The sequence below is a fragment of the Formosa sp. S-31 genome, from assembly GCF_051172795.1.
GTDB lineage: Bacteria > Bacteroidota > Bacteroidia > Flavobacteriales > Flavobacteriaceae > Formosa.
The window spans coordinates 220,071-226,070 of the sequence record NZ_JAENDK010000007.1 but is presented as its reverse complement, the minus strand read 5'-3'; the positions used below and the strand labels follow the sequence as shown (position 1 = coordinate 226,070).

Below are 6,000 nucleotides of genomic sequence, written 5' to 3'. Positions count from 1 at the left end.
GCCAAAATGGTTTTGGACAAGAAGGACTATAAACCAGCAACAACATAGGTTAAATCGTTTTGGCAAAAATTGGTTTAGATTATTGCCAAAATGGTTTTGGATAAGAAAGACTATAAACCAGCTACAAATTAATTACTAGATTTAGATGGTAAAATAATATCTTAGAAAAATAGTTTTAGGTATTAGAACTATTTTGTTAAAAACTAAAAAAGAGAATATATATGAAGCGTTTCTGTTTAAAACCAATTTTCACTTTAACCTTTATTTTATATTCTCTTTTTATTTCAGCTCAAACCGAGCTTAAAAATCAGATTGTTGATTTTGGTACGATGCTGCCTATAGAAAGTGCCAGTATTTATATTCAGAATACTACTACTGGGACAATAAGTAATGCCGATGGTAAGTTTGTATTGTTGGTACCCGAGTCTTATGCTAACGACACTTTAGTTGTTTCTTCTATTGGGTATAAAAGTTTTAAAGTGCTGGTCGGTAAATTCGACAATAGTAATGTTATTTATCTGGAAGAAGATATAGCTGCTTTGGATGAAGTATTGCTGGTTGCAGATACCCGGCCTAAAACAGGAAACGAGATTGTTTTAAAGGCTTTAGAAAAATTATCGGTTAATTTTCCGGAAGCGCCTTATGTTCAGAAGGGTTTTTTAAGATATAAAGAACGTAATACTAAGGAGTTTAAATGGCTAATAGAAAGTGCTATTACGCTATATGATTCCAGTTTTACTTCCAATTCCAATCAAAATTTAAAGATAAATGTAGATCAGATGCGTAAGAGCTACGATTTGCGCGATGTAGATAGTCTTCTGGTGTATACGTCGTATTTAAAGCAGGAAAAAGGGCTAAGGAATTTAAAAGCTAAAAATCTTAAGAGAGATACAATTAAGACCTCTTCATTAGTTCAGGCAATAAAATGGAATGACAGGCGAACGAATGGTTTGGAAATTCTGTTTGGAGGAAAACTCAATATATTGCGCAATAGTGGAAAATCCAAGGCTTTATTTGGGGAAGATATTTTAAAATCACATCAGTTTGAGTTAGATACAATTTTGGTTGATAACGATAGAAAAATTTATAAAATTCGAATAGACAATGGTAGTGATTATGTGAATCTGGAGACTAAAGGAATTTATAATGACGGCTACCATGCACGAGGATGGATGTATGTGTACTGGGATAATTACGCGATTAAAAAGATAGAATACGAATTAGTAGCTGCATCTCCTCAGCAGAAAAGTAGGAGTAAAGTGTTATTCGGCACTCAGGTAAATCATAAACTGGTAATTACCTTTATGGAGTATCATGATAAAATGTATCCTAATTATTTGTATTACGAAACACCAAAGTTGGTAAATGTGGGTAAGTCCTCTGAAGGTAAAACAGATGAAGAAACGGAAGCCTATAATAAAGAAGAACGTTATTATTATTCGGTGCAAGAGTTGTTGTTCACCGAGATTGTAGTTGAGCCGGAAGACGTGGCGCAGGAAATGGATAAGCCTTGGGACGCCAATATATTTTCTATTAAGCCCTACGATAAAGCGTTCTGGAAAAATTATAACACCTTGCTGGAAAGTGAAGAGGATGAGCAGCTCATTAAAGATTTAACTCAGCGTTCAACTTTATATAAGGAGTAGTTAAGAGTATTAAAATATTTTATTTTTTATGCTTCAGATTTAAATTAACTTTTTATATTTGCAGCCCGAATGCTAAAAGAGAGGAGGTTAAGGACTATGTTAATAATACCAATTAAAGAAGGAGAGAATATAGATAGAGCGCTTAAGCGTTACAAACGTAAGTTTGACAGAACTGGTACTAAGCGTCAGTTACAAGCACGTAAGCAATTTACGAAGCCTTCTGTAGCACGTAGAGCACAGATTCAGAAAGCACAGTATATTCAGACTTTAAGAGATCAAGAAGAAATTTAATCTTTTCATCTCGAAATACAATTTAAAAATCCTGCTATTGCAGGATTTTTTTTTTGCTTTATTTTTATTCTACTACCTGTTTTTAAGTTAGTATATTAGCACGTATAGATTGTTATATGAGTTTAAATGCCTTTTTAGATTACCTGCTTTTAGAGAAAAAGTATTCGCCGTTAACTGTAAATGCATACGCAAAAGATTTGCAAACCTTTTTCGAATTCTTAGAAAATGAATGTGACTTGAAAGATGTAAACTCGGTTAATTACCCGGAGATTAGACGATGGGTTGTAACTTTGGTGGAATCTGGTTTATCTAACCGAAGTATAAACCGCAAGGTGTCTGCTTTAAATTCTTATTATAAATTTCAATTGAAATTGGGAGGGGTATCTGTAAATCCACTGGCGAAGCATAAAGCTTTAAAAGTTAAGAAAACGCTTCAGGTACCATTTTCAGAAACAGAAATGACCAGTGTGTTAGATAACTTTGATTTTGCTAATGATTTTGAAGGCCTAAGAGACCGTTTAATTATCGAATTGTTTTATTCAACCGGAATTCGAAGAATTGAGTTAATTCAGTTAAAAATTGAAGATTTTAACTTAGAGAACAAAACTTTAAAGGTGCTGGGAAAACGGAATAAGGAGCGCCTGGTGCCATTGTTGCCTTCTGTAATAAATAACCTAGAGTTGTATTTAACAGAGCGAAATGCATTAGCAAATATTACGGATTTCGATTTTATGTTTTTAACAAAAAAGGGCGTTAAAATTTACGAAACACTTGTTTACAGAATAATAAATAACTATTTTAGTTTGGCATCTTCAAAAGTAAAAAAGAGCCCGCATATTTTACGGCATTCGTTTGCTACTCATTTACTCAATCAAGGTGCAGAGTTGAATGCCGTAAAAGAACTTCTTGGGCATTCTAGTCTGGCGTCTACACAAGTGTATACGCATAATAGTATTTCAGAATTAAAAAAAGTGTATTTAAATGCACATCCTAGAAATAATAAATAGAACGAAAGCACCAATTGTCTAATATTAAAATCAAGAAGTATGAAGGTAAACATGCAATCAGTCAATTTTACTGCAGATCAAAAATTGATAGACTTTATTCAGAAGCGAATGGATAAATTAGACCTGTTTTATGACAAGGTTATAAGTTCCGATGTTTATTTAAAAGTTGAAAATACGAGCGACAAAGAGAATAAAATTTTTGAAGCTCGCGTTAGTGTGCCTGGCGATAGTTTTGTTGTAAAGAAACAATGTAAAACCTTTGAAGAGGGCGCAGATATTGCTGCGGCGTCTTTAGAAAGACAATTAAAAAAGCGAAAAGAGAAATTAAAAACGTATATGTGATAAAATATTTTGAAAAAATGTTTTGAATAAAAGAATAAATATATACATTTGCAGTCCGTTAGAAATAGCGGGCTTTTTTTGTGGTGAAAAAAGCAGTGAAAAGCCGATGTAGCTCAGCTGGCTAGAGCAGCTGATTTGTAATCAGCAGGTCGTGGGTTCGAGTCCCTCTATCGGCTCAAGTTCTTTAATAGAGTGAAGTTTTTATAATTGGGGAGATACTCAAGCGGCCAACGAGGGCAGACTGTAAATCTGCTGACTATGTCTTCGCAGGTTCGAATCCTGCTCTCCCCACATTATTTGTAGTGCTTTTATTACAAATGATGTAAATTGTAAAAATTTAAATGATTAAAATAATGCGGGAGTAGCTCAGTTGGTAGAGCGTCAGCCTTCCAAGCTGAATGTCGCCGGTTCGAACCCGGTCTCCCGCTCAATTTTAAGCCGGTGTAGCTCAGGGGTAGAGCGTTTCCTTGGTAAGGAAGAGGTCACGGGTTCAATTCCCGTCATTGGCTCGATTAAAGCATAATAAGAATACACTAATATTATTATATAACTAAGATTAAATTTTAAAACATGGCAAAGGCAACTTTTGATCGTTCCAAACCACACTTAAATATAGGTACAATTGGACACGTAGATCACGGTAAAACAACTTTAACAGCTGCTATTACTACTGTATTAGCTAACGCTGGTTTATCAGAGTTAAGAAGTTTCGATTCTATCGATAACGCTCCTGAAGAGAAAGAAAGAGGTATTACTATTAATACATCTCACGTTGAATATTCTACAGCTAACCGTCACTATGCTCACGTTGACTGTCCAGGTCACGCGGATTACGTAAAGAACATGGTAACTGGAGCTGCGCAAATGGATGGTGCTATCTTAGTGGTAGCTGCTACTGATGGGCCAATGCCACAAACTCGTGAGCACATCTTATTAGGTCGTCAGGTAGGTATTCCTCGTATCGTTGTTTTCTTAAACAAAGTTGATATGGTGGATGATGAAGAGCTTTTAGAGCTTGTAGAAATGGAAGTAAGAGATTTATTATCTTTCTATGAGTACGATGGTGATAACGGACCAGTAATTATGGGATCTGCTTTAGGTGCACTTAACGGTGAGCAAAAATGGGTTGATACTGTAATGGAATTAATGGATGCTGTTGATAACTGGATCGAGTTACCACAACGTGATGTTGATAAGCCTTTCTTAATGCCAATCGAAGACGTATTCTCTATTACAGGTCGTGGTACAGTAGCAACTGGACGTATCGAAACTGGTGTTGCTAACACAGGAGATGCTGTTGAAATTATCGGTATGGGTGCTGAGAAATTAACTTCTACTATTACTGGAGTTGAAATGTTCCGTAAGATATTAGATAGAGGTGAAGCTGGAGATAACGTAGGTATCTTATTAAGAGGTATCGATAAAGACCAAATCAAAAGAGGTATGGTTATCGTTAAGCCAGGATCTGTAACTCCTCACGCTAAATTTAAAGCAGAGGTTTATATCCTTAAGAAAGAAGAAGGTGGACGTCACACTCCATTCCACAACAATTACCGTCCACAATTCTACGTACGTACAACAGACGTAACTGGTACTATCCAATTACCAGAAGGAGTAGAAATGGTAATGCCTGGTGATAACTTAACTATTACAGTTGAATTACTTAATACTATCGCGATGAACGTAGGTTTACGTTTCGCTATCCGTGAAGGTGGTAGAACTGTTGGTGCAGGTCAGGTAACTGAAATTTTAGACTAATTAAAGTTTAATAATATATAAGGTTAAGGTGTTTCAATAACGGAATACCTTAACTTTTACCTACGGGTTTAGCTCAGTTGGTAGAGCACTGGTCTCCAAAACCAGGTGTCGGGAGTTCGAGTCTCTCAACCCGTGCTAATAAAGTATAGAAAAACAATGGCTGGATTTGTAAATTACGTAAAAGAATCGTTTGAAGAGTTAAAGCATAATGTGACTTGGCCAACAATGTCAGAAGCACAAAGCTTAACTATTTTAGTAGCTGTATTCTCTACATTATTCTCTTTAGCAATATGGGGAATAGATACAGTATTCAGCAAAGTCATCGCATTTTACTTTCATTTAATAAACTAAAATAAAACATTAATTTATGTCTGAAGGGAATGCAAAAAAGTGGTATGTTGTTAGAGCCGTAAGTGGTCAGGAAAATAAAATCAAAGCCTATATCGAGACTGAAATAGCGAGATTAGGGCTTCAGGATTATGTTGATCAGGTACTTGTTCCTACAGAAAAAGTAATTCAAATCCGTAACGGAAAGAAAATAAGCAAAGAAAAAGTTTATTTTCCTGGTTACATTATGGTGCAAGCCAATTTAAGTGGGGAAATACCTCACATTATAAGATCAGTAACTAATGTTATCGGTTTTTTAGGTGAAACTAAAGGAGGAGATCCGGTGCCGTTAAGACAGTCTGAAGTAAACAGAATGTTAGGTAAGGTAGATGAATTAACTGTAGAAACAGAGAAAAACGTTGCGATACCTTATACTATTGGTGAGACAGTAAAAGTAATCGACGGTCCATTTAATGGATTTGACGGTACGATTGAAAAGATAAATGAAGAAAAGCGTAAGCTTGAAGTTATGGTGAAGATTTTTGGAAGAAAAACACCATTAGAGTTAAGTTATATGCAAGTTGAAAAAGTATAATAATTGTTACAACGATACCGATGTGTAATACCGC

The 6,000-nt window shown here is 35.2% G+C and carries 7 protein-coding genes and 5 tRNA genes; all 12 read left to right on the top strand.

Annotated elements, in window-relative coordinates; genetic code table 11:
- Positions 1-221 precede the first annotated feature (221 nt).
- The 12 genes from I3217_RS09315 (at position 222) to nusG (ending at position 5,966) form a co-directional block, all read left to right on the top strand.
- The gene (locus tag I3217_RS09315; RefSeq protein ID WP_435049486.1) at positions 222-1,646 is read left to right on the top strand and encodes a carboxypeptidase-like regulatory domain-containing protein; all 1,425 of its coding nucleotides are present in this window, start codon (positions 222-224) and stop codon (positions 1,644-1,646) included.
- Positions 1,647-1,742: 96 nt separating this feature from the next.
- Positions 1,743-1,937: a 30S ribosomal protein S21 gene (gene rpsU / locus I3217_RS09310; protein ID WP_435049485.1), complete on the top strand. Its 195-nt coding sequence runs from the start codon at positions 1,743-1,745 to the stop codon at positions 1,935-1,937.
- A gap of 116 nt (positions 1,938-2,053) precedes the next feature.
- Positions 2,054-2,944 (top strand): tyrosine-type recombinase/integrase, encoded by an 891-nt coding sequence (locus I3217_RS09305; protein WP_435049484.1) that lies wholly within the window; start codon positions 2,054-2,056, stop codon positions 2,942-2,944.
- Between the two features lie 39 nt (positions 2,945-2,983).
- On the top strand, positions 2,984-3,286 hold the full coding sequence (gene hpf, locus I3217_RS09300; RefSeq protein WP_435049483.1) for a ribosome hibernation-promoting factor, HPF/YfiA family: 303 nt from the start codon (positions 2,984-2,986) through the stop codon (positions 3,284-3,286).
- Between the two features lie 102 nt (positions 3,287-3,388).
- Positions 3,389-3,462 (top strand) — tRNA-Thr (locus I3217_RS09295).
- Positions 3,463-3,495: 33 nt separating this feature from the next.
- Positions 3,496-3,577, top strand: a tRNA-Tyr gene (locus I3217_RS09290).
- 64 nt (positions 3,578-3,641) lie between these two features.
- Positions 3,642-3,714: transfer RNA gene (locus I3217_RS09285), tRNA-Gly, on the top strand.
- A gap of 9 nt (positions 3,715-3,723) precedes the next feature.
- Positions 3,724-3,795 (top strand) — tRNA-Thr (locus I3217_RS09280).
- 61 nt (positions 3,796-3,856) lie between these two features.
- Entirely contained in the window at positions 3,857-5,044 is a 1,188-nt protein-coding gene (gene tuf, locus I3217_RS09275; protein WP_435049482.1) for an elongation factor Tu, read from the top strand.
- A 62-nt stretch (positions 5,045-5,106) separates the two neighbouring features.
- Positions 5,107-5,179: transfer RNA gene (locus tag I3217_RS09270), tRNA-Trp, on the top strand.
- 21 nt (positions 5,180-5,200) lie between these two features.
- A complete protein-coding gene (gene secE / locus I3217_RS09265; protein ID WP_435049481.1) occupies positions 5,201-5,395 on the top strand; it encodes a preprotein translocase subunit SecE in 195 nt (64 codons plus the stop codon).
- 16 nt (positions 5,396-5,411) lie between these two features.
- Positions 5,412-5,966, top strand: coding sequence for a transcription termination/antitermination protein NusG (gene nusG / locus I3217_RS09260; protein ID WP_435049480.1), 555 nt, complete (start codon positions 5,412-5,414; stop codon positions 5,964-5,966).
- Positions 5,967-6,000: the final 34 nt, after the last annotated feature.

What these genes read in the sequence shown, in the direction of transcription:
- I3217_RS09315 (WP_435049486.1), top strand. Translation starts at nt 222, where the DNA reads ATGAAGCGTTTCTGTTTAAAACCAATTTTCACTTTAACCTTTATTTTA.
- rpsU (WP_435049485.1), top strand. Translation starts at nt 1,743, where the DNA reads ATGTTAATAATACCAATTAAAGAAGGAGAGAATATAGATAGAGCGCTT.
- I3217_RS09305 (WP_435049484.1), top strand. Translation starts at nt 2,054, where the DNA reads ATGAGTTTAAATGCCTTTTTAGATTACCTGCTTTTAGAGAAAAAGTAT.
- hpf (WP_435049483.1), top strand. Translation starts at nt 2,984, where the DNA reads ATGAAGGTAAACATGCAATCAGTCAATTTTACTGCAGATCAAAAATTG.
- tuf (WP_435049482.1), top strand. Translation starts at nt 3,857, where the DNA reads ATGGCAAAGGCAACTTTTGATCGTTCCAAACCACACTTAAATATAGGT.
- secE (WP_435049481.1), top strand. Translation starts at nt 5,201, where the DNA reads ATGGCTGGATTTGTAAATTACGTAAAAGAATCGTTTGAAGAGTTAAAG.
- nusG (WP_435049480.1), top strand. Translation starts at nt 5,412, where the DNA reads ATGTCTGAAGGGAATGCAAAAAAGTGGTATGTTGTTAGAGCCGTAAGT.